1 protein-coding gene is annotated in these 1,555 nt (G+C 75.2%); it reads left to right on the forward strand.

The annotated features are described in order from the left end of the window. Positions 1 to 1,555 (forward strand): beta-ketoacyl synthase N-terminal-like domain-containing protein (locus tag IEZ31_RS58065; protein WP_229837334.1); only part of this gene is annotated, 1,555 nt, incomplete at both ends.

The raw sequence follows: 1,555 nt of genomic DNA on the forward strand, positions 1-1,555 counted from the left end.
TGGACGACGGTATGGTGATGTCGCTGACTCCGGAGCGGCTCGACGCCGTGTTGCGGGTGAAGGCCGTCGCCGCGCGCCATCTCCACGAGTTGACCGCGGATCATCCGGTGACCGCGTTTGTGTTGTTCTCCAGCGCCTCCGGAGTGTTCGGCGCCCCGGGCCAGGCCAACTACGCCGCTGGCAACGCCTACCTCGACGCCCTCGCCGCACAGCGGCAGCGGCAGGGCCGGCCGGGCGTGTCGGTGGCGTGGGGCCTGTGGGCCGTGGACGGCGGCATGGGCGGCCGGCTGGACGAGGCCCAGGTGCGCCGGCTGTCGCAGGCCGGGGCCGCGCTGACCCCGGCGGACGGCCTGGCGATGCTGGACACGGCGGTGCGCTCCGGCGCCCCGCTCGTGGTGGCGAACCGGCTCGACCTGGCCCGGCTGCGGCGCGAGGCCGCCGACACGCCCGTGCCGGCGCTGCTGCGCGGCCTGATCCGGCCCGCCCGGCGGACGGCCGGTGACGCCGGCCGCGTGGTGACCGGTGCGCTGGCCGAGCGGCTGGCGGGGCTGGGCGACGCCGAGCGGGACGCGGCGATCCTCGCCGTCGTGCGCGCGCAGGTCGCCACCGTGCTCGGGCACACGTCGGCGGACGCGGTGCCGGCCGGGCGGGCGTTCAGCGAGCTCGGGTTCGACTCCCTGACGGCGATCGAGTTCCGCAACGGCCTGGCCCGTGCCACCGGGCTGACGCTGCCGGCGACGCTGGTGTTCGACTATCCGAACCCGGATGCGCTGGCCGGGTACCTGCGGGACCGGCTCGGTGGCGTCGCCCGGACGGTGCAGGTCCGGGCCGCCAAGGTCGCCGACGAGCCGATCGCGATCGTCGGCATGGCCTGCCGGTACCCCGGCGACGTCTGGACTCCCGAAGACCTCTGGGACCTGGTCGCCACCGGCAAGGACGGCGTCGGCGTGTTCCCCACCGACCGCGGCTGGGACGTCGACCGGATCTTCGACGCGACGCTGGAGCGTGAGTACCTCGCCGAGGGCGGGTTCGTGCCCGGCATGGCCGAGTTCGACGCCGGGTTCTTCGGCATCAGCCCCCGCGAGGCCCTGGCCATGGACCCGCAGCAGCGGCTGCTGCTGGAGACGACCTGGGAGTCCCTGGAACGCGCCGGAATCGACCCCGCGACGCTGCGCGGCGAGCAGGTCGGCGTGTTCGCCGGCCTCATGTACCACGACTACGCCGCCCGCCTGCCCGTCCTCCCGGAGAGCGTGCTCGGCTTCGTGGACACCGGCAACGCCGGCAGCGCCCTGTCCGGCCGGATCGCCTACGTGCTGGGGCTGACGGGCCCGGCGATGACGGTGGACACGGCGTGCTCGTCGTCGCTGGTGGCGCTGCATCTGGCGGTCCAGGCGCTGCGGGCCGGCGAGTGCGGGCTGGCGCTGGCCGGTGGTGTGACGGTCATGGCGACGCCGAACACGTTCGCCGGGTTCGCCCGGCAGGGCGGCCTGGCCGCCGACGGGCGCTGCAAGTCCTATGCGGGGGCGGCGGACGGTACCGGCTGGGCCGAGGGCGT

The sequence above is a fragment of the Dactylosporangium sucinum genome (assembly GCF_014647515.1).
Classification (GTDB): Bacteria; Actinomycetota; Actinomycetes; order Mycobacteriales; family Micromonosporaceae; genus Dactylosporangium; species Dactylosporangium sucinum.